Source organism: Pseudomonas spartinae (assembly GCF_965197125.1).
GTDB classification, from domain to species: domain Bacteria; phylum Pseudomonadota; class Gammaproteobacteria; order Pseudomonadales; family Pseudomonadaceae; genus Aquipseudomonas; species Aquipseudomonas composti_A.
Genome location: NZ_CBDAMB010000003.1, coordinates 355,418 through 377,407, shown reverse-complemented (window position 1 = coordinate 377,407; position 21,990 = coordinate 355,418). Strand labels below are relative to the sequence as shown.

The 21,990-nt window shown below is 62.7% G+C and carries 19 protein-coding genes; 10 read left to right on the top strand and 9 right to left on the bottom strand.

Annotation, left to right across the window (positions count from 1 at the left end; all coding sequences use genetic code 11):
• Position 1 precedes the first annotated feature (1 nt).
• A complete protein-coding gene (locus ACN8M7_RS09140; RefSeq protein ID WP_490260544.1) occupies positions 2-1,849 on the bottom strand; it encodes an extracellular solute-binding protein in 1,848 nt (615 codons plus the stop codon).
• On the bottom strand, positions 1,846-3,675 hold the full coding sequence (locus ACN8M7_RS09135) for an extracellular solute-binding protein (protein WP_490260543.1): 1,830 nt from the start codon (positions 3,673-3,675) through the stop codon (positions 1,846-1,848). The genes ACN8M7_RS09140 and ACN8M7_RS09135 overlap by 4 nt, the downstream gene beginning before the upstream one ends.
• Positions 3,676-3,823: 148 nt before the next feature.
• On the opposite strand from ACN8M7_RS09135, the gene ACN8M7_RS09130 reads away from it, so the two are divergent.
• The gene (locus ACN8M7_RS09130) at positions 3,824-5,266 is read left to right on the top strand and encodes an HDOD domain-containing protein (RefSeq protein ID WP_490260542.1); all 1,443 of its coding nucleotides are present in this window, start codon (positions 3,824-3,826) and stop codon (positions 5,264-5,266) included.
• Here the strand turns inward: ACN8M7_RS09130 and ACN8M7_RS09125 are convergent, their stop codons facing one another.
• Positions 5,267-6,841: a LysM peptidoglycan-binding domain-containing protein gene (locus tag ACN8M7_RS09125; RefSeq protein WP_490260541.1), complete on the bottom strand. Its 1,575-nt coding sequence runs from the start codon at positions 6,839-6,841 to the stop codon at positions 5,267-5,269.
• 110 nt (positions 6,842-6,951) lie between these two features.
• Entirely contained in the window at positions 6,952-7,725 is a 774-nt protein-coding gene (gene gloB, locus ACN8M7_RS09120) for a hydroxyacylglutathione hydrolase (RefSeq protein ID WP_490260540.1), read from the bottom strand.
• 72 nt (positions 7,726-7,797) lie between these two features.
• Here gloB and ACN8M7_RS09115 point away from each other — a divergent pair, with 72 nt between their 5' ends.
• From ACN8M7_RS09115 to nudC, 7 genes are all read left to right on the top strand, one after another.
• Complete coding sequence (locus ACN8M7_RS09115; RefSeq protein ID WP_061239170.1) at positions 7,798-8,556, top strand: class I SAM-dependent methyltransferase; 759 nt, start codon at positions 7,798-7,800, stop codon at positions 8,554-8,556.
• A 42-nt stretch (positions 8,557-8,598) separates the two neighbouring features.
• Positions 8,599-9,051, top strand: coding sequence for a ribonuclease HI (gene rnhA, locus ACN8M7_RS09110; RefSeq protein ID WP_061239171.1), 453 nt, complete (start codon positions 8,599-8,601; stop codon positions 9,049-9,051).
• 74 nt (positions 9,052-9,125) lie between these two features.
• Positions 9,126-9,884: a DNA polymerase III subunit epsilon gene (dnaQ, locus tag ACN8M7_RS09105; RefSeq protein ID WP_082768050.1), complete on the top strand. Its 759-nt coding sequence runs from the start codon at positions 9,126-9,128 to the stop codon at positions 9,882-9,884.
• A 121-nt stretch (positions 9,885-10,005) separates the two neighbouring features.
• Positions 10,006-12,249 carry an Orn/Lys/Arg family decarboxylase gene (locus tag ACN8M7_RS09100; protein ID WP_490260539.1) on the top strand — a complete coding sequence of 748 codons (2,244 nt, stop codon included), beginning with the start codon at positions 10,006-10,008 and terminating at the stop codon, positions 12,247-12,249.
• Positions 12,250-12,451: 202 nt separating this feature from the next.
• Positions 12,452-13,264, top strand: coding sequence for a crotonase/enoyl-CoA hydratase family protein (locus tag ACN8M7_RS09095; protein WP_490260538.1), 813 nt, complete (start codon positions 12,452-12,454; stop codon positions 13,262-13,264).
• Positions 13,265-13,301: 37 nt separating this feature from the next.
• Complete coding sequence (locus ACN8M7_RS09090; RefSeq protein ID WP_490260537.1) at positions 13,302-14,981, top strand: FimL-related protein; 1,680 nt, start codon at positions 13,302-13,304, stop codon at positions 14,979-14,981.
• Positions 14,981-15,805, top strand: a complete 825-nt coding sequence (nudC, locus tag ACN8M7_RS09085; RefSeq protein WP_490260536.1) for an NAD(+) diphosphatase — start codon at positions 14,981-14,983, stop codon at positions 15,803-15,805. The genes ACN8M7_RS09090 and nudC overlap by 1 nt, the downstream gene beginning before the upstream one ends.
• A gap of 92 nt (positions 15,806-15,897) precedes the next feature.
• Here nudC and ACN8M7_RS09080 read toward each other — a convergent pair whose 3' ends face one another.
• Complete coding sequence (locus tag ACN8M7_RS09080; RefSeq protein ID WP_490260535.1) at positions 15,898-16,677, bottom strand: TSUP family transporter; 780 nt, start codon at positions 16,675-16,677, stop codon at positions 15,898-15,900.
• Positions 16,678-16,780: 103 nt separating this feature from the next.
• Between ACN8M7_RS09080 and ACN8M7_RS09075 the strand changes: the two genes are divergently transcribed.
• Positions 16,781-17,428 carry a hypothetical protein gene (locus tag ACN8M7_RS09075; protein ID WP_061239177.1) on the top strand — a complete coding sequence of 216 codons (648 nt, stop codon included), beginning with the start codon at positions 16,781-16,783 and terminating at the stop codon, positions 17,426-17,428.
• Positions 17,429-17,568: 140 nt separating this feature from the next.
• On the opposite strand, the gene ACN8M7_RS09070 is transcribed toward ACN8M7_RS09075, so the two are convergent.
• The 4 genes from ACN8M7_RS09070 to ACN8M7_RS09055 form a co-directional block, all read right to left on the bottom strand.
• The gene (locus tag ACN8M7_RS09070; RefSeq protein ID WP_061239178.1) at positions 17,569-18,336 is read right to left on the bottom strand and encodes an SDR family oxidoreductase; all 768 of its coding nucleotides are present in this window, start codon (positions 18,334-18,336) and stop codon (positions 17,569-17,571) included.
• A gap of 16 nt (positions 18,337-18,352) precedes the next feature.
• Positions 18,353-19,420: a phosphotransferase family protein gene (locus ACN8M7_RS09065; RefSeq protein ID WP_490260534.1), complete on the bottom strand. Its 1,068-nt coding sequence runs from the start codon at positions 19,418-19,420 to the stop codon at positions 18,353-18,355.
• Positions 19,421-19,641: 221 nt separating this feature from the next.
• Entirely contained in the window at positions 19,642-19,953 is a 312-nt protein-coding gene (locus ACN8M7_RS09060; RefSeq protein ID WP_061239180.1) for an SCP2 sterol-binding domain-containing protein, read from the bottom strand.
• Positions 19,954-20,009: 56 nt separating this feature from the next.
• On the bottom strand, positions 20,010-20,708 hold the full coding sequence (locus ACN8M7_RS09055) for a histidine phosphatase family protein (RefSeq protein ID WP_490260533.1): 699 nt from the start codon (positions 20,706-20,708) through the stop codon (positions 20,010-20,012).
• 199 nt (positions 20,709-20,907) lie between these two features.
• On the opposite strand from ACN8M7_RS09055, the gene sohB reads away from it, so the two are divergent.
• On the top strand, positions 20,908-21,927 hold the full coding sequence (gene sohB / locus ACN8M7_RS09050; RefSeq protein WP_061239182.1) for a protease SohB: 1,020 nt from the start codon (positions 20,908-20,910) through the stop codon (positions 21,925-21,927).
• Positions 21,928-21,990: the final 63 nt, after the last annotated feature.

Sequence of the window (21,990 nt, the reverse complement as noted above, 5' to 3'; positions counted from 1 at the left end):
GTTATTGCTCCGCCTGTTCTGCGGCTGGTTGCTGGGCCTCGTTTGGCTGCTCCAGGCCTGGGCGTACCCACCAGGTGTGCAGGCCGATGTCGTAGAGCGGCGTCACCTTCGGATGCTCGAAGCGGTTCCAGTAGGCAACACGCCAGGTCTTGATATGCCAGTTGGGGATCACGTAGTAGCCCCACAGCAATGCGCGATCCAGCGACCGGGTGTGGGCGATCAGGTTCTGCCGCGAGTCGGCGTTGATCAGCCCTTCGACCAGTTGGTCGATGGCCGGGTCTTTCAGGCCGATGTAGTTACGGCTGCCCGGGTTGTCGGCGCTGGAGGAGTGCCAGTATTCACGCTGTTCGTTGCCCGGCGAGTTGGACTGGCCGAAACCGCCGACGATCATGTCGAAATCACGCGAGCGCAGGCGGTTGATGTACTGCGAAACGTCGACCCGGCGGATCACCATCTCGATGCCGAGGTCGGCCAGGTTGCGCTTGAAGGGCAGCAGCACGCGCTCGAACTCGGTCTGCGCGAGCAAGAATTCGAAACTGACCGGCTGGCCATTGGCGTCGAGCATGTGATCGCCATCGATGCGCCAGCCGGCCTGCTGCAGCAACTGATAGGCGCGGCGCTGCTGTTCGCGGATGATGCCGCTGCCGTCGGTGACCGGCACGCGGAATTCTTCGTTGAACACTTCGGCTGGAACCTTGCCGCGCAGCGGTTCGAGGATCGCCAGTTCGTCTTCGCCAGGCAGCCCCCGCGAGCCCAGTTCGGAGTTGTCGAAGTAGCTGCGGGTGCGGATGTAGGCGCCGTTGAACAGGCGCTTGTTGGCCCATTCGAAGTCGAACAGCAGGCCCAGCGCCTCACGCACGCGGCGATCCTGGAACTGTGGGCGGCGGGTGTTGAAGATGAAGCCCTGCATCCCTGTCGGGTTGCGATTCTGGATTTCTTCCTTGATCAGCTGGCCATTGGCGACCGCCGGGGTGTTGTAGGCAGTGGCCCAGTTCTTCGCGCTGGTTTCCAGCCAGTAGTCGAACTGGCCGGCCTTGAGCGCCTCCAGGGCCACGGTGTTGTCGCGGTAGTAGTCGATCTGGATGGTGTCGAAGTTGTAGAAGCCACGGCTCACCGGCAAGTCCTTGGCCCACCAGTCCTTGACCCGCTCGTAGCGGATGCTGCGGCCGGGCTGGACGCGACCGACCTTGTACGGACCACTGCCCAGCGGCACGTCCAGGTTGCTCTTGCTGAAGTCGCGCTCGGCCCACCAGTGTTTGGGCAGAATCGGCAGTTGGCCAACGATCAACGGCAACTCGCGATTGCCGGCATGCTTGAACACGAAGCGCACGCTGTGCGGCGACTCAACTTCCACCTGGGCGACGTCGGCGTAGTAGCCACGATACATCGGTGCGCCTTTTTCCATCAGCGTATCGAAGGTGAACTTCACGTCTTCGGCGGTGATCGGCGTGCCGTCGTGAAAGCGCGCTTCCTTGCGAATCAGAAAGCGTACCCAGGCATTGTCGGGCGCCTTCTCGATCTTCTCGGCTACCAGGCCATAGGCGGTGAAGGGCTCATCCATGCTCTGTACGGCCAGGGTGTCGTAGATCAGGTTGATCTCGTCGGCGGACACGCCTTTGCTGATGAACGGGTTGAGGCTGTCGAAGCCACCGAAGCCCGCCTCGCGAAAGGTGCCGCCCTTGGGGGCGTCGGGGTTGGTGTATTCGAAATGGGTGAAATTGGCGGGGTATTTGGGCGGCTCGTCATAGAGCGTGACGGCGTGCTTGGGGGCGGCGAAGGCCAGGCCGGCGAGGCCGAGCAGAATGAGGCTGCTACCGTGAAGCAGGAAACTGCGCAGCGGGTGGGTCATCGAGGGTTCTCCGTTGGCTTCAGCCACCAGGTGCGCAGGCCCAGCGTGTAGGGCGGCGTGGTGACGAAGGCGAACCGGTTGCGGTACGCCAGGCGGTGATAATTGATGTACCAGTTGGGAATGCTGTAGTGCTGCCAGAGCAGGACCCGGTCGAGGGCGCGAGCGGCGGCGATCTGCTCGTCGCGGGTCTGCGCCGAGAGCAGCTTGTCGATCATTTCGTCGACCACCGGATCGTTGACGCCTGCGTAGTTCTTGCCGCCCTTGACGTTAACCTGACTGGAATGGAAATACAGCGATTGCTCCAGGCCCGGGCTGAGGGTTTGCGGCAGGGTCAGCAGAATCATGTCGTAGTCGAACTGGTCGAGGCGTTGCTTGTACTGGGCGCGGTCGACAGTGCGCAGGTTGGCTTGTATGCCGATGCTGGCAAGGTTGGCGGTATAGGGCTGGAGAATGCGTTCGAGGCTGGGGTTGACCAGCATGATCTCGAATTCGAGACGTTGGCCTCGGGCATTGCGCAGTTCCTGGCCGACGGGTTTCCAGCCGGCTTCGGCCAATAGACCGAGGGCGCGACGCAAGGTTTCCCGCGGGATGCCGCGCCCATCGGTTACCGGCTGTTTCGGCGCCTCGGTAAACAGGCGCGCGGGCAGTTTGTCGCGATGCGGTGACAGCAGCAGCCATTCCGCACCCTCGGGCTTGCCGGTGGCCGAGAACTCGCTGTTGGGGTAATAGCTGGCGGCGCGCATGTAGGCGTTGTTGAACAGGGTGCGATTGGTCCACTCGAAATCGAACATCAGCCCCAGCGCTTCGCGCACCCTGCGGTCGCTGAATATCTCACGGCGCGTGTTCATGAACAGCGCCTGGGTCTGGGTCGGGATCTGGTGCGGTATCTCGGCGCGAACCACGTCACCACGGGTCACGGCCGGAAAGCGATAACCGTTGCTCCAGTTCTTTGCCTGATTCTCGATGTAGAAATCGAATTCGCCGGCCTTGAAGGCTTCGAAGGCGACGTGGTTGTCGCGGTAGAACTCCACTTCGATACGGTCGAAGTTGTACTTGCCGCGATTGACCGGCAGGTCCTTGCCCCACCAGTCCTTCACCCGTTCGAACACCAGGCGGCGGCCCGGCACCACCTGGACGATGCGATAGGGCCCGCTGCCCAGTGGCGCATCGAAGGTGGTGCTCTTGAAGTCGCGGTCCTTCCAGTAGTGCTGCGGCAACACCGGTAGTTCACCCAGGCGCAGGATCAGCAGCGGGTTGCCGGCGCGCTTGAAGACGAAGCGGATGCGATGACGGCCAAGAATGTCGACGCGCTTCACTTCCTGCAGGTTGGTGCGGTATTGCGGGTGGCCGTCACTGCGTAGCAGGCGATAGGAAAACGCCACGTCGTAGGCTGTGATGGGTTTGCCGTCGTGAAAGCGTGCTTCCGGTCGCAGGTTGAACACCACCCAGCTGCGGTCCTCGCTGTATTCGACGCTTTTGGCGATCAGGCCGTAGCTCGAAGCCGGCTCATCACCCGAAGGGTCATAGGCGCCGGTGCCGACCATCAGGGGTTCGTTCAGCTCGTTGGCGCCATATTGCAGGAAGTGCGCTGTGCTGATCGGACTGCTGCCCTTGAAGGTGTAGGGGTTGAGCGTATCGAATGTGCCGGACGCCATGATGCGCAACGTGCCACCTTTGGGCGCATCGGGGTTGACCCAGTCGAAATGACTGAAGCTGGCGGGGTACTTGAGTGTCCCGAACTGGGCGTAGCCGTGGCTCTCGCTGATAGTCGCAGAGGCGGGAAAGCTCAAGGCCAGGCTGAGGAACAGCAGTAGGAGGGGACGCATCGGGCGTGAGATCCGATCCATGGCGGCGTTTGGGCTTCTGGGGCGGTACAGTAACAGCTTGTATCGGCAGGAAAAAGAGTGCCGTGGCGGGCGGTCGCCCGTGACGCTTTGGCATACACTTGCAGCAGACGTCACGAGGGCACGAACTTTGTCGGAACATAGCCATGGTCTGCAGTCATGGATTGATCGCTTCAACCAAGCCGAACTGCCCGCGCTGGCCTCGGTGGTACAGGATCTACAGCGCCTGGCGCAGCAGGAGTCTGCCTCGGTACAGCAACTGGCCGATGTGTTACTGCGTGATGCCGCGCTGACCTCCAAGGTGCTGCGGGTGGCCAACAGCGTTTATTACAACCCCTCGCAAGAAGCCATCAAGACCATTTCGCGGGCCATCGTGCTGATCGGTTTCGACAACGTTCGGCTGATCTGTCTTTCCGTCAGTCTGATCGACGGTTTGCTTACCCGCGCGCCACGTGAACAACTGCAGACGCTGCTCGCGCGTTCCTTTCACGCTGCCGTGCAGGCACGCAACATGGCCAGCTATGTGATTGCCGGGCATGCCGAAGAGGTGTTCATCGCGGCGTTGCTGCATCACCTGGGCGAGCTCGCGTTCTGGGGCTGTGGCGGGGCGCAGGCCGACGAGCTGGCCGCTGCTCTTGAGCGCCCGGGTGTCGATGCCGATGAGGCCGTGCGCGAAATACTCGGTACCAGCTTCCGGCAACTGACCCAGGCACTGCTGAAAAGCTGGAGTCTGGGTGAGACCGCCAGCCTGGCACAGGCCGGCGCCAGCCCTCATGATCCGGCGGCTTATGCGGTACAGCTGGGAGTGCGCATCAGCGAGGCAGCGCTCGAAGGCTGGGACTGCGCGGAGATGGACAGTGCTATGGGCAAGGTGGCCGCCTTTATCGGTCTGGCGCCGGAAGAAGCCCTGCAGCAGGTGTTGGCCAGCGCAGACGAGGCGGTCAAGGTCGCCTCGACCTTCGGTGCCAGCAAGCTTTGCAAGCTGATCCCCAGCACTGACCCCGAGCATATTCGTCAACAGCAGGAGGCGCGCCGCACGCAGTTGTTGCAGCCGGATCTGCTGGTGATGCAGCAGGCCCTGCAGGATCTCGGGTTGATGGTCAGTGCCAGAGCCGACGTCGGTTTGGTGCTCGATACCCTGTTGCAAGGTCTGCACCGCGGCGCCGGCCTGGAGCGGGTGATGCTCACGGTGCTGGCCGATGGGCAAAGCCGCTTTCGCGCCAAGCGGGTGATAGGTGAGAAGACTCAGCACTGGCTGGAGGACTTCGTGCTGCCGGCCGAACAGGCGGAGCAGCCGCATATCTTCAGTTATGCGTTGCGCCATCGTGAGGCGATCTGGATGGGCGTGCCCGCCAGCTACAACCTGGCCGAGCTGGTGACCCAGCCAATTCGACGCAGCCTCGGCGGCGGCATGTTCTTCATCGCACCGATCCTCGCCGGTACGCGGGAGATCGGGGTGCTCTATGCCGACAGTCGATTGTCCGGGCGAGCGCTACGGCATGAGCAGTTCGTGGCGTTTCAGCGCTTCACGCAACTGACCGGCCGCTGCCTGGAAGCGATCAGCAAGCGCTGATCAGGGCAGGTAGAGGGTCAGCATTTCGCCTGGGCGCAGGGTTTCGGTGCGCGGATTCCAGGCTTGCAGGCGCTTGAGGTCGATCTTGAAGCGCTTGGCGATTACGTACAGCGAATCGCCGTGCTGCACGCGGTAGTAGGTGGCCTTGTCGCGCGCGCGCGAGCTGCTGCGAGTGTTGCTGGCGACCTGCGCGCCGTTATCTGCCGCCGCCAGACTGAGCACCTGGCCGACTTTCAGCTGATTGCCTTGCAGCTTGTTCCAGCGCTTCAGGTCATGCACCGCGACCTGGTTGGCGCGAGCGATCTGCCACAGGCTGTCGCCGTTCTTCACCTGATAGGTGCGCCTGCTCGTGCTCTGGGCGACGTTACGCTGTTGATACAGCGGCTCGCTCGGCTGGGCGCCGGGTTTGCCCGGAATGGTCAGCTCCTGGCCGATGCTCAGGTTGTTGCTGCTCAGGCGGTTGACGTCCTTGAGCATGCTGACGGTCAGGTGATTGCGATTGGCAATGGCATGCAGGCTGTCGCCGGAGCGTACGGTATAGGTCTGCCAGTCGACCAGCTCCTGTGGCTTCATCAGGGCCAGGTTGGCGCTGAGCATTTCCGCCTTGTCGGTCGGTACCAGCAGGTGCTGCGGGCCATCCAGGGTGATGCCGCGCTTGTAGGCGGGGTTCAGTTGCAGCAGTTCCTCTTCATCCAGGTCAGCCAGCTTGGCCACGCGGGACAGGTCCATGTGTTGCTTGATGGCGATCTGTTCGAAGTAGGGCGCGTCAGCGATCGGCGCCAGGTTCACGCCGTAGGCCTCGGGGGTGAGGATCACCTGCGACAGCGCCAGCAGCTTGGGCACGTAGTCTTCGGTTTCCTTGGGCAGCGACAGGTTCCAGTAGTCGCTGGGCAGGCCGAGCTTCTCGTTGCGCTCGATGGCGCGGCTGACGCGGCCTTCGCCGGCGTTGTAAGCAGCCAGGGCAAGCAGCCAGTCACCATTGAACATCTCGTGCAGGCGACTGAGGTAGTTGAGTGCAGCCTGAGTCGACGCGGTGACGTCACGGCGGCCGTCGTACCAGTTGGTCTGACGCAGGTTGTAATGGCGGCCGGTGGACGGGATGAACTGCCAGAGACCGACGGCATGCGCCGACGAATAAGCCTGCGGGTCGTAGGCGCTTTCGATGACCGGCAGCAGCGCCAGCTCCATCGGCATGTCGCGCTCGGCCAGGCGCTCGACGATGTAGTGGATATAAGGTGCGCTGCGTTCGCTGACGGTGTTGACGTGTTTGGGATTGCTGGCGTACCAGAGGCGCACGCGTTCGATACGCGGGTTGATGCCGATTTCATCCTGCAGCTTGAAACCGTCGCGCACCCGTTCCCAGATATCGCTGTATTCGCGTGGCTTGGTTGGGTTGCTGAGCCACTCGGGCTCACGCTCCAGGCCGACCGCGCGCGAGGTGTCGGTCGCCTGATCCGGGGTGTCGCTGGGGAGGCTCTGACAGCCGGCCAGGATCATGCTGCACATCACCGCGAGCGCTCGAGCGCCTCGCGCCAATGCCTTTATATTCAATGGCTTGCGTGATATTGAAGGCATTGGGTGAGGTGTATGTCCCGGCGAAAAGATCGGGCGATTCTAGGAACCGGGCCGGGGGTGGTCAAGTTTTCGCCAGTTTTTTGCGGGCCTGTCGACCTTTTCCTCAGCCGCTAAAAAGTGTCCTTCCAGGCACGCAGACTAGCGAATACGGCGCTTGGCTCGCACGATTGCCGGTCGTCGCGTCCCTCGGTCGCAGCGACGATAGACGGCTCGCTGGCGCGCAGGAAGGGGTTGGTGGCCAGCTCCAGTTCGATGGTCGACGGCAGGCTGATACGTCCTTCTTCGCGCCAGCGGGTCACTTCGGCCAGGCGCTCGTTCAGCTGCTGGTTGTCTGGCTCCACGGCATGGGCAAAGCGCAGATTGCTCAAGGTGTATTCATGGGTGCAATACACCCGCGTGCGAGCGGGCAGGGCCGCCAGGCGGCTCAGGGATCGATGCATCTGTTGCGGGGTCCCCTCGAACAGGCGACCGCAGCCGCCTGCGAACAGGGTGTCGCCGCAGAACAGCAGGTTCTGCTCGGCATGGTAGAAGGCGATATGACCGAGGGTGTGACCAGGCACGGCCATGACCTTGAGGCGCAGACCCAGCACTTCGATCTCGTCGTCATCGTTCAGGTCGATATCACGCGCGGGGATCTTTTCCGCCGCCGGGCCGGCGACACGTGCGCCGCTGGCTTTTTTCAGCGTTTCGACGCCGCCGACGTGATCGAAGTGGTGATGAGTGATCAAGATATCACTGAGCGTCCAGTCAGGATGGGCTTGCAGCCAGGCCAGGACAGGCGCCGCATCACCGGGATCGACCACCGCGCAGCGCCTGCTGCGGGCGTCTTGCAGCAGCCAGATATAGTTGTCATTGAAGGCAGGTAGCGCGTCGATCTGGATCATTGCGGGTCGCTAAGCGGGTGATAAAGGTGCATCTTAGACACGACATGCGGAACCTGTCATGTGGAGGCAGCGATGACTGATCAGGCATTCGCCCAGGCCGATCCTGAGTGGCTCAAGCTTGTGGGTGAGGCGCGCCAATGGCTGGCCGGGCCGCTCGGGCAGCTGTTGCTGGAAGAGGAGCGGCGCTTGCTGGAGGAAGAGCTGGCGCGTTTTTTTGGCGGCTATCTGGTGAGCTACGGGCCTGGTGCCGAAGGGCCGCCCAAGGCCGGGCAGATCCAACACAACGTGCGCCTCGGCGCGCCAATGCCCGGTGTGCAGATCGTCTGCGAGGAGCAATCCTGGCCACTGGGTGAGCACGCCGCCGACGTTGTGGTGTTGCAGCATGGCCTGGATTTCAGCCTGTCGCCCCATGGCCTGTTGCGTGAGGCGGCGCGCAGCGTAAGGCCTGGCGGGCATCTGTTGATTCTGGGGATTCATCCCTGGAGTACCTGGGGCGTACGTCGCCTGTTCGCCCAGGATGGTCTGGCCAAGGCGCGCTGTATTGCCCCGAGCCGTGTCACGGACTGGCTCAGCCTGCTGGGCTTTGCGTTGGAGAAACGCCGGTTCGGGTGCTATCGTCCGCCGCTCGCGTCGCTGGCCTGGCAAATGCGTCTGCGCCGAATGGAGCGCTGGGGCGACGCCTGGCAGCTGCCGGGCGCCGGTTTTTACCTGCTGGTGGCGCGCAAGCTGGTAGTCGGTTTGCGCCCGCTGCGGCAATCGCGCCGTGAGCCGATGGGCAAGCTGCTGCCGATGCCGGTGGCCAAGGTCAGCCGGCGTGATCTCGATAACTGAGGGCCATGTTCCCGGTTAGTCAATTCTGTTCAGAGCTTATGAATGTCCGAAACCGATGATGTGGTGATCTACACCGACGGCGCCTGCAAAGGCAATCCTGGTCCTGGTGGCTGGGGCGCGCTGCTGGTCTACAAGGGCGTGGAAAAGGAACTCTGGGGCGGCGACCCCAACACCACCAACAACCGGATGGAGCTGATGGCCGCGATTGCCGGCCTGATCGCGCTGACGCGGCCTTGTACGGTCAAGCTGGTGACCGACTCGCAATATGTAATGAAGGGCATCCAGGAATGGCTGCCGAACTGGAAGAAGCGCGGCTGGAAAACGGCTTCTAAAGAGCCGGTGAAGAATGCCGACCTCTGGCAGAAGCTGGATGAGGAAGTCAATCGTCATCAGGTGAGCTGGCAGTGGGTGCGCGGGCATACCGGACACCCTGGCAACGAGCGAGCCGACCAGTTGGCCAATCGGGGGGTCGACGAGGTGCGCTCGGCGCGTTGAGCTGTGGCGCGCGAGCTGAGTTAAGATGCCGTGCTTGAATGTGCGACAACCCGGATAGATGAGAGAGGCAAGGCGTGACAACCGATAACACCGTCAAGCGCTACGTGGTGCTGGATACCGAAACCACCGGCATGCCGGTCACCGACGGGCACCGTATCATCGAGATCGGTTGTGTCGAGTTGCTGGGGCGGCGCCTGACCGGGCGTCACTTTCACGTCTACCTCAACCCGGATCGCGAGATCGACGAAGGCGCCATCGCGGTTCACGGCATCACCAACGAATACGTAGCCGACAAGCCGCGCTTCAGGGAAGTCGCCGATGAGTTCTACGAATTCATCAAGGGCGCCCAGCTGATCATCCACAACGCGGCGTTCGACGTTGGCTTCATCAACAACGAGTTCGCCCTGCTGGGGCAGAGCGAGCGCGCCGACGTCAGCGACTATTGCTCGGTGCTCGATACCCTGATGATGGCGCGCGAACGCCATCCGGGGCAGCGCAACAGCCTGGACGCACTGTGCAAGCGTTACGGCGTCGACAACTCCAACCGCGAACTGCACGGCGCCTTGCTCGACTCGGAGATTCTGGCCGACGTCTACCTCGCGATGACGGGTGGGCAGACCAACCTGTCTCTGGCCGGTGAAGGCTCCGATGGCGATGGCAGCGGGCGTCAGCAGGCCACTCCGATCCGCCGCCTGGACGCTTCGCGCCCGCGCACGCGGGTCATTCGCGCCAACGAGGACGAGCTCGCGGCGCACATGGCGCGCCTGGCAGTGATCGAGAAATCCGCTGGCGGCCCGTCGTTGTGGGCGCAGCTGGAAAAAGCGCCCGAATAACCGAACAGCGCAATTGCGACCTTTTCTTATAGCGTGATGCACAGGGGGTTCCGCCCATTAGGGGGAGCCTCTAACCTGAGCTGATGGGCAGGCCAGGCCTGCCAGCCTTCAGGACGTCACAATGTATAAAGATCTCAAGTTTCCCGTCCTAATCGTGCATCGCGACATCAAGGCCGACACCGTGGCCGGTGATCGTGTGCGCGCCATCGCTCAGGAACTCACCCAGGACGGTTTCAGTATTCTGCCCACGGCCAGCGCCGCCGAAGGGCGTATCGTTGCCTCCACTCATCACGGCCTGGCCTGCATTCTGGTGGCGGCCGAAGGCGCGGGGGAGAACAGCCGGCTGCTGCAGGACATGGTCGAGCTCATCCGCGTGGCGCGGGTACGGGCGCCGCAACTGCCGATCTTCGCCCTTGGCGAACAGGTCACCATCGAGAATGCGCCGGCCGAGGCCATGGCCGATCTCAACCACCTGCGTGGCATCCTCTACCTCTACGAAGACACCGTGTCCTTCCTGGCCCGGCAGGTGGCGCGCGCGGCGCACAACTACCTCGACGGTCTGTTGCCGCCGTTCTTCAAGGCGCTGGTGCAGCACACTGCGCAATCCAACTACTCCTGGCACACACCCGGCCATGGCGGGGGCGTGGCCTACCGCAAGAGCCCGGTAGGGCAGGCCTTTCACCAGTTCTTTGGCGAGAACACCCTGCGTTCCGACCTGTCGGTATCGGTACCGGAGCTGGGCTCGCTGCTCGATCACACCGGGCCGTTGGCCGAGGCTGAGGCACGTGCGGCGCGCAACTTTGGCGCCGACCACACCTTCTTCGTGATCAACGGCACCTCGACGGCGAACAAGATCGTCTGGCATTCGATGGTCGGTCGCGACGACCTGGTACTGGTGGATCGCAACTGCCACAAGTCGATCCTGCACTCGATCATCATGACGGGCGCCATTCCGCTTTACCTGTGCCCGGAGCGCAATGAGCTGGGCATCATCGGGCCGATTCCGCTCTCCGAGTTCAGTCGCGAGTCGATCCAGGCGAAGATCGACGCCAGCCCACTGGCGCGTGGCCGCGCGCCCAAGGTCAAGCTGGCGGTGGTGACCAACTCCACTTACGACGGGCTCTGTTACAACGCCGGGATGGTCAAGCAGGCCCTTGGTGATTCGGTCGAAGTGCTGCACTTCGACGAGGCCTGGTATGCCTACGCCGCGTTCCACGAGTTCTACGCCGGCCGCTACGGCATGGGCACCCAGTGCGACGAACAGTCACCGTTGGTGTTCACCACCCATTCCACGCACAAGCTGCTGGCGGCCTTCAGTCAGGCCTCGATGATTCATGTGCAGGATGGCGGCCAGCGTCAGTTGGACCGCGACCGTTTCAACGAAGCCTTCATGATGCATATCTCTACCTCGCCGCAGTACGGCATCATCGCCTCGCTGGACGTGGCCTCGGCGATGATGGAGGGCCCGGCCGGGCGTTCGCTGATTCAGGAGACGTTCGACGAAGCGCTGAGCTTCCGTCGTGCCCTGGCCAATGTGCGGCGCAACCTGAGTGCCGAGGACTGGTGGTTCAGCATTTGGCAGCCGGGTGAGGCCGATGGTGCCGACAGTCTGTCGACCGCTGATTGGGTGCTGCAGCCCGATGCCGACTGGCACGGTTTCGGCGAAGTGGCCAACGATTATGTGCTGCTCGATCCGATCAAGGTCACTCTGGTGATGCCGGGCCTCAACGCGGCCGGCAAGCTCGAGCAACAGGGGATTCCCGCTGCGGTGGTCAGCAAGTTCCTCTGGGAGCGAGGTCTGGTGGTGGAGAAGACCGGTCTTTACTCCTTCCTGGTGCTGTTCTCCATGGGCATCACCAAGGGCAAGTGGAGCACGCTGCTGACCGAGTTGCTGGAGTTCAAGCGCAGCTATGACGCCAACCTGCCGCTGATCGATGTATTGCCCTCCATTGCCCATGCCGGCGGCGGGCGCTACCAGGGCATGGGGCTGCGTGATCTGTGCGATGCGCTGCACGGCTGCTATCGCGAGAATGCCACGGCCAAAGCCCTGAAGAGCATGTACACGGCGCTGCCGGAACTGGCGATCAAGCCGGCCGACGCCTACGACCGCCTGGTGCGCGGCGAGGTGGAAGCGGTGCCCATCGACCAGTTGCAGGGGCGTATCGCCGCCGTAATGCTGGTGCCCTATCCGCCGGGCATTCCGCTGATCATGCCGGGGGAACGCTTCACCGCCGCCACGCGCTCGATCATCGATTACCTGGCGTTCGCCAGAACCTTCGATCAGGCATTCCCGGGTTTCGACATCGACGTGCACGGCCTGCAAACCGAAGCAGGTGAGTACTGCGTGAATTGTCTGGTGGAGTGAGCTGGCTGCGGATCTGTCGAGGAATAAGATCCTCGACAGATCAATCTCTTATCTCTGATATTCAAAGCAGTTGATAACGTCCGAGGCGTGCCCTGCGTCACAGTGGCAAGCATCGACTTTTATGGCGTGCTTGTTATAGTTGCTCGGTTATTAATCACAAAATAAATATCATGCTGCCACGCTGCGGCTGAGGATGCCTGCCATGTCCGACTACAAAGCCTTCCGCGTCGAGCTGGTGGACAAGATCGCCCATGTGCAGATCAACCGTCCGGAAAAGATCAACGCCATGAATGCCGACTTCTGGCGCGAGATCATCGAGATCTTCCAGTGGGTCGACGACAACGACGCGGTGCGTGTCGTGGTGCTCTCCGGTGCGGGCAAACACTTCTCTTCGGGCATCGACCTGATGCTGCTGGCATCGGTCGGCGCCCAGCTGGGCAAGGACGTGGGTCGCAATGCCACGGCTCTGCGGCGCAAGATTCTCGAATTGCAGGCTTCATTCAACGCGGTCGACAACTGCCGCAAGCCGGTACTGGCCGCCATTCAGGGTTATTGCATCGGCGGCGCCATCGATCTGATCAGCGCTTGCGACATGCGCTACAGCACGGTCGATGCGCAGTTCTCGATCAAGGAAATCGACATGGGCATGGCCGCCGACGTCGGCACGCTGCAGCGCCTGCCGCGCATCATCGGAGACGGCATGATGCGCGAGCTGGCCTTTACCGGGCGCAGCATCGACGGCAATGAGGCTGCCCGTATCGGCCTGGTCAACCGTACCTATGAAAGCCACGAGGCCTTGCTTGGGGCAGTGATGGAGATTGCTGCGCAGATCGCCGCCAAGTCGCCGATTGCGGTGCGCGGCACCAAGGAAATGATTCGCTATATGCGCGATCACCGGGTCGACGATGGCCTGGAATACATTGCCACCTGGAACGCCGCCATGCTGCAGTCGGAAGACCTGCGCCTGGCCATGACGGCGCATATGACCAAGCAGAAGCCGGAGTTTGCCGATTGATGCCGTTTTTGCTGATGTTCGCTGCGAGGTCTAGAGCATGGTAAGTGGAGCCACATCCCTGAATCTGGTGCGCGATGAGCTGTTCGTCACGATGGAGGAGGCCGAGCAGAGCCTCGAGCAGTTCATCGCCGAGCGGCACAACGGCAGCCTGCTGCAGCAAGCTGTGGAAAGCCTGCACCAGGTGCGTGGCACGCTCAATCTGATCGAGCTGGCCGGCGCTGAATTACTGGCTCAGGAAGTGCTCGACCAGGCGACAGACATTCCCGCCGGTGCCGGTGAGGAGCGCGACGTGCAACTGGCGGCGCTCAGCAATGCCCTGCACGTGTTGCGCCGCTATCTGGAAAACGTCGACGCCCACCGCCAGGAGATGCCCGAGCTGTTGCTGCCGGCGATCAACGATCTGCGTCAGGCGGGCGCTCAACAGCCGCTGCCAGAGAGCTTCTTCTTCAGCGTACGGCTGGATCACGCCCGCCCGCACATTGCCACTCAGCCGCTCGATGGCGCTGCCAAACTGAGCGAAGGCAAGCGCCTGCGCCATATGTATCAGGTCGGCTTGCTGGGCTTCATTCGCGAACAGAATCCGCAAGCCAGCCTCAAGTTGATGGTGCGCGCCCTGGCGCGCCTGGACAGTCTGTTCGCCAATGAGCCGCGCGGCCGCATGTGCTGGATCGGCGCGGCCGCCATCGAAGCGCAGTGCGACGGCCAGTTGCTGCCACGCAAGTTACGCAAACAGCTGTTCTCGCGGATGGATCGCGAGCTCAAGGTGATGCTCGCCAATCCCCAGTACGAGGCGCCGCGCAGTCTGCTCAAAGAGCTGCTGTACCTGGTCGCACTGGCCGACAGTCAGGGGCCGCTGGCCAGTGCCATGCGTGAGGTATTCGGGCTGACGCCGCTGCCGTTCACCGACCATATGCTGGAAGAGGAATACCAGCGCCTGGCCGGGCCGGGCAAGGCGGTGATGCGTTCGCTGTCCACGGCGATTCGCGAAGAGCTGGCCAGCGTCAAGGACATGCTCGACCTGCTCGAGCGTGGCACCCTGCAGGACGAAACCCTGGGCACTCTGCATGCTCTGTTGGGCAAGTTGGCCAAGACCCTCGGCATGGTCGGTCTGAACTCTGCCGGCAACTCGCTCAGCGCGCAGTTGCCGCTGGTCGCGGCCTGGCGCGAAGACACGCCGCCGCAGCCGGAACAATTGCACAAGCTGGCCGATGCCGTGCTGTATGTCGAAGGTATGGTGGCGAGCCTGGAACGCGGCGAAGGGCGCGATACTCGGCCGGCGGTGGTCGAACCGGGCAATGAAGCCGATTCGTTCGCCGGCCATCAGCTCAACGAAGCGCGCATCGTCGTGGTCGATGAAGCACAAGCGGGGCTGGCTCTGGCCAAGCGCGCGATCACCGCTTATCTGGAATCGGGTGGCGACAAGATGCACCTGTCCAACGTGCCGTTCAGCCTGCAGGCCGTACGTGGCGGTCTCTGGTTTCTCGAGCAGCGCCGCGCCGCGATGCTGGTCGGAGCCTGCGCTGATTACATCCAGACGCGCATGCTCGAGGCCGGGCAGATGCCGTCGGAGCAGATGCTGGAAACCCTGGCCGACGCCCTCAGCAGTCTCGAGTACTACCTGGAGGCCGGCGCGGTGATGCGTCCGGAAACGCGTCCCAGCGTGCTCGACCTGGCCGAAGAGAGCGTCAAGGCGCTGGGCATGCAGGTGGCAGCCTGATGAGCTGGCGCCACGCTTTCCTCGATCCTGCCCAGCCAGGTGGCTGGGCGCTGCTTTACAGCAAGCAGCATTTTCTCGCCGACAGCAACGGCGTGCTGTTCCCGCGTGACTGGATCAAGCGCCAGGATCTGCCGATCATCGGCGAGCAGGGTATCGGTCATTTCGGTGATGACGCCGTCTACCTGCTGCAGGTCAGGCCCGACGCTGCGCTGGAAGGCTGCACCTGGCAAAGCCTGCGCCAGTTCATGCTGCAGGGCGAGGTGGAAACCTTCCGCATGCTGGCCTACGCGGCGCAGATAGGCACCTGGTATGCCGAGCACCGTTTCTGTGGCAGCTGTGGTGCGCCGACCCGCCAGCTTCCTGGCGAGCGCGCGATGCGCTGCGACGGCTGCGAGTCGCAGCACTACCCACGTATTTCGCCGAGCATGATCGTGCTGGTCACGCGCGGCGACGAGATTCTCCTGGCGCGCTCGCCGCGTTTCGTCACCGGGGTTTACAGCACCCTGGCCGGCTTCGTCGAGCCGGGCGAGTCGGTGGAGCATTGCGTGGCGCGCGAGGTGCACGAGGAGGTTGGCCTGCAGGTGAAGAACCTGCAGTACATCGGCAGCCAGGGTTGGCCGTTTCCGCATTCGCTGATGCTGGGCTTTCATGCCGAATATGCAGGCGGCGAAATCGTCATGCAGGAAGACGAAATCGAGGACGCGGGCTGGTTCCGGGTCGATGAGCTACCGCCGCTGCCGGCATCGCGCTCCATCGCCCGCCATCTGATCGATCTCTACGTCGCACGCCGTCTTGGCCAGCCCGAGCCTACGTTGCCGGCCTAGAGCTGTTTATGTAGGCGCGGCTTCAGCCGCGAACCTCGTCGACCATTTCGCGGCTGAAGCCGCTCCTGCAGGATCCTGAACGGCTCGCCGGATCAGCCAAACCAGTGCTGCCAGACCAGGCGCGCAGTCAGCGCCAGCACCACCGTGATGAATACCGGGCGGATGAATTTCGAGCCGCCCTTGATCGCCGTGCGGGCGCCGAGAAAGGCGCCGACCATCAGCGCTGCACCCATGCTCAGACCGAGCACCCAGGCCACCTGACCGAAGGCGATGAACACCACCAGGGCAGCCGCATTGCTGACGAAATTCATGGTGCGCGCCACGCCGCTGGCGCGAACCAGGTCGAGCGGATACATCAGCAGGCTGCTGACCGTCCAGAAGGCGCCGGTGCCAGGGCCGGCGACGCCATCGTAGAGGCCCAGACCCAGGCCTTGCGGCCACTGCCGGCCACGGGCGATCGGCAGGTCGTGTTCGGCCGGCGCCTCCGGCATGCGGCCGAACAGCAGATACAGGCCGCAGGCGAAGACGATTATCGGCAGCATCTGATTGAGCCAGGCCGCTGGCATCCAGTGGGCGATGACTGCGCCCAGCAGGGCGCCGATCAGCGTAGCCAGTAGCGCATTGCGCCACTGCTTGGGATCGAAGAGTTTGCGCCGGTAGAAGGTCAGGGCAGCAGTACCTGAGCCGAAGGTGGCGCACAGCTTGTTGGTGCCCAGGACCAGATGCGGTGGCAGCCCCGCCGTGAGCAGGGCGGGAATGGTCAGCAGGCCGCCACCGCCGGCGATGGCATCGATGAAGCCGGCGATGAAGGCGACCAGGGCGAGAATGGCTAATGTGCTGGGGTCGATGGCGAGCTCGAGAGCGAAAGGCATAGGTAAAGTGTCGACTTGTGGGCGAATGCGCAGCGTGGCGGCTGTTCGTCGTGGGGAGAGCTGCGCATAATGCCGGGATTTCGTCAGAGAAGGAACGCAACCGATGCAATACGACGGGTTGGCCTGGGCCGTGGCGCTGCTGGCCGTATTGGCGCTGCTGGTGGCATTGCGCATTTTGCTCAATACGGGCTGGTTCCTGGGCTGGTTGCGCGGCACCTGTGGTCTGGCATTTCTTGCCCTGGCCGGGCTGGTGGGGCTGGTGGCTTACGACCTGTACACCTACGAGCCGCTGCAGCCGGGCAAGCCACTGGTGACACTCAGCTTCAAGGCCGATGGCCCGCAGCGTTATCAGGTCACGCTGCTCGAAAAGGGGCGTGAGCGCACGGTCACGCTGGAAGGTGACATGTGGCAGCTCGATGGTCGCCTGATTCGCTGGAAAGGTCTGGCCGATCTGATCGGTCTGGAGCCGGGTTACCGCCTGGAGCGTTTGTCCGGGCGTTTTCTGGCCATTGAGCAGCAGGCGCTGGCACAGCATGGCCGCGTGCAGCTGGCCGAAAGTCCTTATGGCGTGGATCTGTGGCGCTGGCTGCGACTGAGTCAGCGTGATTTGCTGCTGTTCGACCCGCAGGCGCTGCGCGTCACCTACCTGCCGATTGCCGCCGATGCGGTCTACAGCGTCAGCCTGACGCCGACCGGCTTGCTGGCCGAGCCGATGAATCCCGCCGCCGAAGCTGCGCTGAAGGATTGGTAGCGGCCATCTGATGACCCTCTCTCACTTGTGGGAGCGGGTAGTGGGCGTTTTGTACCCTTGAGGTTGGCTGCGCCGTACGACCCGCCCTACAAATAAAAAAGGTACCTGCAAGGTGCCTTTGTCGTTCAGGGCGTTCGGCTTCAGGAGAGGAAGCCGCCGTCCACGTTCAGCGCCACACCAGTGGTGTAGCTGGAGGCGTCGCTGGCCAGGTACAGCACGGCACCGGCCATCTCGCTCGGATCGGCCACGCGCTTGAGCGGGATGCGCTGCAGGGCGTGCTTGAGGATGGCGTCGTTCTTGGTCAGCGCCGAGGCGAACTTGGTGTCGGTCAGGCCCGGCAGCAGCGCGTTGCAGCGGATGCCGAACTGCGCGCACTCCTTGGCGAAGACCTTGGTCATGCTGATCACCGCGGCCTTGGTCACCGAATAGATGCCCTGGAATTCGCCCGGGGAGACGCCATTGATCGAGGCGACATTGATGATCGAGCCGCCGCCGTTTTCCTTCATCAGCTTGCCGCCTTCGATGGACATGAAGTAGTAGCCGCGAATGTTCACGTCCACGGTTTTCTGGAAGGCGGAGAGGTCGGTATCCAGCACGTTGCAGAACTGCGGGTTGGTGGCGGCGTTGTTGACCAGGATGTCGAGGCGACCGAACTGCTCGCGGATTTGCGCGAAGACGCTCTGGATCTGCTCCATCTCGCCGATGTGGCAGGCGATGGCGGTGGCCTTACCGCCCTCGGCGGTGATGGCGTCGGCCACGGCCTGGCAGCCGTCGATCTTACGGCTGGACACGATCACGTGAGCACCTTGCTGGGCCAGCAGCTTGGCGATGGCCTCGCCGATGCCGCGGCTGGCGCCGGAAACGAAGGCGATCTTGCCGTCGAGGTCGAACAGTTGGGTCTTGGACATTGTGATTACCCCGGGGTTAGAGAGTGGATTTGCCGATGACCTGCAGGCACATCTGCTCCAGCAGCTTGTTCATCTGAATGAACTGGGCGAAGCGCTTGTCCTGAGTCTGGCCGTGGTAGAAGCGGTAGTAGATCTGCTGCACGATGCCGGCCAGGCGGAACAGGCCGTAGGTGTAGTAGAAGTCGAAACTGTTGATCTCGATGCCGGCTTTCTCGGCGTAGTAGTCGACGAACTGCTGACGGGTGAGCATGCCCGGCGCGTTGCTTGGCTGGCGGCGCATCAGTTGCACCGGCGCCGGATCGCTGGCTTCGATCCAGTAGGCCAGGGTGTTGCCCAAATCCATCAGCGGATCGCCGATGGTGGTCATCTCCCAGTCGAGTATGCCGATGATCTGCATCGGGTTGTTCGGGGCGAGGATCACGTTGTCGAAACGGTAGTCGTTGTGCACGATGCCCGGCTTGTGGTGATCGGCGGGCATCTTGTCATTGAGCCAGGCCTTGATCGGCTCCCAGGTTGGCGCATCCGGGGTCAGGGCTTTCTCGTAGCGGTCGCTCCAGCCCCTGATCTGACGCTCGACATAACCCTCGGGCTTGCCCAGATCGCCCAGACCGCAAGCGCTGTAGTCGACGTTGTGCAGCTCCACCAGCTTGTCGATGAAGCTCTTGCACAGGGCGCTGGTCTGCTCGGCGCTGAAGTTCAGCTCAGCGGGCATCTCCGAACGCAGGATGATGCCCTTGACCCGCTCCATGACGTAGAACTCGGCGCCGATCACCGACTCGTCGGTGCAGTGCACGTAAGCTTTTGGGCAGTAGGGGAAGCCGGCGTTGAGCTGGTTGAGGATGCGGTACTCGCGGCCCATGTCGTGCGCCGACTTGGCCTTGTGGCCGAATGGCGGGCGGCGCAGGACGAACTCCTGCTGCGGGTATTCGATCAGGTAAGTCAGATTCGACGCGCCGCCGGGAAACTGGCTGATCCTGGCTTCGCCGCTCAAGCCCGGAATATTGGCTTTGAGGTAGGCGTCGATGACGGCGGTATCGAGCTCTTCGCCGGTGCGGATGCGGGTGGATTGGTCAGTGAGCGCCATGCTTATCCCTTTTACTTATGATGGGTGCCCCAGATAATTGGTTAATCTAATGCTGCACCCAGGCTGTCACAAGCAATACGCGCCGTTATAGGCGGGCGTGTTGCACCTCGATCAAACTGCCTGATCAGTCATCTTCGACCTGCGCCGTTCACCTGTGCGCGGGCAATAAAAAACCGGAGTGCCAGGACTCCGGTTTTCGTGTTCTGCGCTCAGCTCGCCGATCAGACCGGGAACAGTTCGCCCAGCTTCATCGCCAGCATCATGTCGCCTTCGGCGCGCAGCTTGCCGGCCATGAACGCCTGCATGCCGTCGGTTTCGCCGCTGACGATGCCCTTGAGGGTTTCGCTGTCCATGATCAGGGTCACGTTGGCGTCCGGGTTGTCGCCTTGCTCGAGGGCGCAGGTGCCGTCTTTGACGATCAGCGCGTAGTTCTCGCCATCTTCGATGTTGAATTGGAATACCAGATCCAGGCCTGCAGCGGCGCTGGCGTTGAACTTGGACTGCATGGTTTGGGCGATGTCAGCAACACTCATGGTCTTATCCTTTTTCGGTTTTTTCGCGCAGCCTTGCGGCCGCAGTGGGCTGGAGCTCATCGATAGGTGATGAGCTCCGGCGCCTTCAGCAGCTGTAAATGCACATGGCTGTTGAAGGAAGCCAGACTCACCTCGCTGCCACGGAATTTCAGTTGGCTGAGCGAGGTATTGACGATTTGCCAGTTCAGTTCGAAGGCTTTTGCAGGCGGTACGCCGGTGATCAGGCGAAGCAGGGCAGTGATGGTGCCGCCGGAGGTGAACACGGCAATGTTCTGCTTGCTGTGGGCCTGCTCGAGGATGCGCCGTAGGCCGCCTGCGACCTGCTCGACATAGGCCTGCCAGCTTTGCAGGCCGGGCTTGTCGTGCTCGCCGGAAATCCAGCGCTGGATCAGGGTGGCGAACAGGCGCTGAAACTCGGCGCGGTTCTGCGCGCCGTTGCGCAGGATGTGCAGGGCTTCGGGCTCTTGCGGCAGCAGATCTGGCAGCAGCGTACGAATCACCGCATCGGCATCGAATTCGTTGAAGGCTTCATCGATATCCAGCGCCGGCGCATGGCTCATGCGCTCCAGGGCGGCGTTGGCAGTGTGTTGCTGGCGGCGCAGGCTGCCACTGACGCAACGGTCGAGGCCGATGCCGAGCTGCTCGAGGTGGTCACCCAGCACTTCGGCCTGGCGCACGCCGACGGGAGACAGGACATCGTAGTCGTCCGCACCGAATGAAGCCTGGCCATGTCGAATCAGATAGATGCTGCCCACGTCCGTATTGGTCTCGGCACGTTGAATGTTTCGCGAGGGTATGAGGAAGCTCAGGGGCTGTCAACGAAAAAACATACGCTTGTTTGAATTGCTTGTATGGCCATTATGCCGCGCTGCCAAGGTTGGCCGGCGGGCCGCCGCGCCGGTATGCTTGGGCCTTTGTGCGCTCAGGCGCCGCCGCAATGTCCGAGGGGGATCCGTGGAGTTTCTTAGTGAGTACGCCAGCTTTCTGGCGAAGACCCTGACCCTGGTGGTCGCTATCGTCGTGGTGCTGGTGGCGATTGCCGCCACGCGCGGCAGAGGGCGGCGCGGCAGTGGCCAGTTGCAGGTGCAAAAGCTCAATGACTTCTACAAGGACCTGCGCGAGCGCCTGGAGCAGAGCGTGCTGTCCAAGGACCAGCTCAAGGCCACGCGCAAGGCCGAGGCCAAGGCGGCCAAGCAGGACAAGAAGGCACCGGCCAGCAAGCCGCGGGTGTTCGTGCTGGATTTCGATGGCGATATCAAGGCGTCGGCCACCGACAACCTGCGCCATGAAGTGACGGCGCTGCTGTCCATGGCCAAGGCCGAGGACGAAGTGGTGCTACGCCTGGAAAGCGGTGGCGGCATGGTCCACAGTTACGGTCTGGCGTCGTCGCAGCTGGTGCGCATTCGCGATGCCGGTATCCCGCTGACCGTGTGTGTCGACAAGGTGGCCGCCAGCGGCGGTTACATGATGGCCTGCATCGGCCAGAAGATTCTCAGCGCGCCATTCGCCATCCTCGGCTCCATCGGCGTGGTGGCGCAGTTGCCCAACGTGCATCGCCTGCTGAAGAAGCATGAGATCGATTTCGAAGTGCTGACTGCCGGCGAATACAAGCGCACTCTGACGGTATTTGGCGAAAACACCGACAAGGGCCGGGAGAAGTTCCAGGAGGACCTGGAAACCACTCACGAACTGTTCAAGGGTTTCGTCGCCCGTTATCGCCCGCAGCTAGACATCGATGCCATCGCCACCGGCGAAATCTGGCTGGGCATGGCCGCACAGGAGCGCCTGCTGGTCGACGAACTCAAGACCAGCGACCAGTACCTGGCCGAACGTGCTGCTGAAGCGGAGCTGTTCCATTTGCATTTCGCTCAGAAGAAGAGCCTGCAGGAGCGCGTTGGACTGGCTGCCAGCATGGCGGCAGATCGCTTCGTCCTGACCTGGCTGAGCCGGCTCAATCAGCAGCGCTTCTGGTAACGCTTCGTTCATGATGGCTGCGCGGGCGACTCGCATCGCGCAGCAGCGAACCACGACAAGAGG

Excerpts from the sequence above, each read along its gene's own strand:
- ACN8M7_RS09080 (WP_490260535.1), bottom strand. The coding sequence starts at position 16,677 with ATGCCTTTCGCTCTCGAGCTCGCCATCGACCCCAGCACATTAGCCATT.
- ACN8M7_RS09095 (WP_490260538.1), top strand. The coding sequence starts at position 12,452 with ATGTCCGACTACAAAGCCTTCCGCGTCGAGCTGGTGGACAAGATCGCC.
- ACN8M7_RS09060 (WP_061239180.1), bottom strand. The coding sequence starts at position 19,953 with ATGAGTGTTGCTGACATCGCCCAAACCATGCAGTCCAAGTTCAACGCC.
- ACN8M7_RS09135 (WP_490260543.1), bottom strand. The coding sequence starts at position 3,675 with ATGCGTCCCCTCCTACTGCTGTTCCTCAGCCTGGCCTTGAGCTTTCCC.
- nudC (WP_490260536.1), top strand. The coding sequence starts at position 14,981 with ATGAGCTGGCGCCACGCTTTCCTCGATCCTGCCCAGCCAGGTGGCTGG.
- ACN8M7_RS09075 (WP_061239177.1), top strand. The coding sequence starts at position 16,781 with ATGCAATACGACGGGTTGGCCTGGGCCGTGGCGCTGCTGGCCGTATTG.
- ACN8M7_RS09090 (WP_490260537.1), top strand. The coding sequence starts at position 13,302 with ATGGTAAGTGGAGCCACATCCCTGAATCTGGTGCGCGATGAGCTGTTC.
- ACN8M7_RS09140 (WP_490260544.1), bottom strand. The coding sequence starts at position 1,849 with ATGACCCACCCGCTGCGCAGTTTCCTGCTTCACGGTAGCAGCCTCATT.
- ACN8M7_RS09070 (WP_061239178.1), bottom strand. The coding sequence starts at position 18,336 with ATGTCCAAGACCCAACTGTTCGACCTCGACGGCAAGATCGCCTTCGTT.
- ACN8M7_RS09100 (WP_490260539.1), top strand. The coding sequence starts at position 10,006 with ATGTATAAAGATCTCAAGTTTCCCGTCCTAATCGTGCATCGCGACATC.
- ACN8M7_RS09125 (WP_490260541.1), bottom strand. The coding sequence starts at position 6,841 with ATGCCTTCAATATCACGCAAGCCATTGAATATAAAGGCATTGGCGCGA.
- ACN8M7_RS09115 (WP_061239170.1), top strand. The coding sequence starts at position 7,798 with ATGACTGATCAGGCATTCGCCCAGGCCGATCCTGAGTGGCTCAAGCTT.
- rnhA (WP_061239171.1), top strand. The coding sequence starts at position 8,599 with ATGTCCGAAACCGATGATGTGGTGATCTACACCGACGGCGCCTGCAAA.
- ACN8M7_RS09065 (WP_490260534.1), bottom strand. The coding sequence starts at position 19,420 with ATGGCGCTCACTGACCAATCCACCCGCATCCGCACCGGCGAAGAGCTC.
- gloB (WP_490260540.1), bottom strand. The coding sequence starts at position 7,725 with ATGATCCAGATCGACGCGCTACCTGCCTTCAATGACAACTATATCTGG.